This window comes from Mycobacterium sp. E342, from assembly GCF_001667665.1.
Classification (GTDB): domain Bacteria; phylum Actinomycetota; class Actinomycetes; order Mycobacteriales; family Mycobacteriaceae; genus Mycobacterium.
Genome location: NZ_LZJM01000334.1, coordinates 1 through 863 on the forward strand (window position 1 = coordinate 1; position 863 = coordinate 863).

The 863-nt window shown below is 65.6% G+C and carries 1 protein-coding gene; it reads left to right on the forward strand.

Annotated elements, in window-relative coordinates; genetic code table 11:
• Positions 1 to 863: AMP-binding protein (locus A5692_RS27215; protein WP_156766318.1), on the forward strand; the 863-nt coding region annotated here is incomplete at both ends.

Below are 863 nucleotides of genomic sequence, written 5' to 3' on the forward strand. Positions count from 1 at the left end.
TTAGCGCACTTACTCGTTGCCCAAGGGGCGGGACCGGGTGGGTGTGTGGGGTTGTTGTTGCCGCGCGGCGCGCAGGCGATCGTGGCGATCCTGGCGGTGCTCAAGTCGGGGGCGGCCTATGTGCCAATCGATCCGGGCCTGCCCGCGGCCCGGATCGGGTTCCTGGTGGCTGATGCCGCCCCGGTCGCGGTACTGACCACGGCGGGCCTGCGGTCACGGCTGGATGGCCATGACGTGGCAATCATCGATGTCAACGACCCCGCTATCGATGTTGAGCCAGCGACGGCGTTGTCGGGCCCGACTTCAGAGGATGTGGCATATCTGATTTACACCTCGGGCACCACCGGTGTTCCTAAAGGTGTTGCGGTCACGCACCACAACGTGACGCGGTTATTCGACGCGTTTGATGCCGGATTGGACCTGACCGCGGGGCAGGTGTGGACACAGTGCCATTCCTATGCCTTTGACTACTCGGTGTGGGAGATCTGGGGTGCGTTGTTGCATGGGGCGCGGTTGGTGGTGGTGCCTGAGGCGGTGGTGGGTTCCCCGGATGATTTGCAGGGCTTGCTGATTGCTGAACGGGTCAGTGTGTTGAGTCAGACCCCGTCGGCGGTGGCGATGCTTTCGCCGCAGGGGTTGGAGTCGGTGGCGTTGGTGGTGGCCGCGGAGGCGTGTCCGGCTGAGGTGGTCAATCGGTGGGCGTCGGGGCGGGTGATGCTCAACGCTTATGGGCCGACCGAGACCACGGTGTATGCGGCGATCAGTGCCCCGCTCACCCCGGGGTCAGGGGCTGTGCCGATTGGGTCGCCGGTGTCGGGGGCGGCGCTGTTCGTGCTCGATGGGTGGTTGCGTGTGGTGCCGGC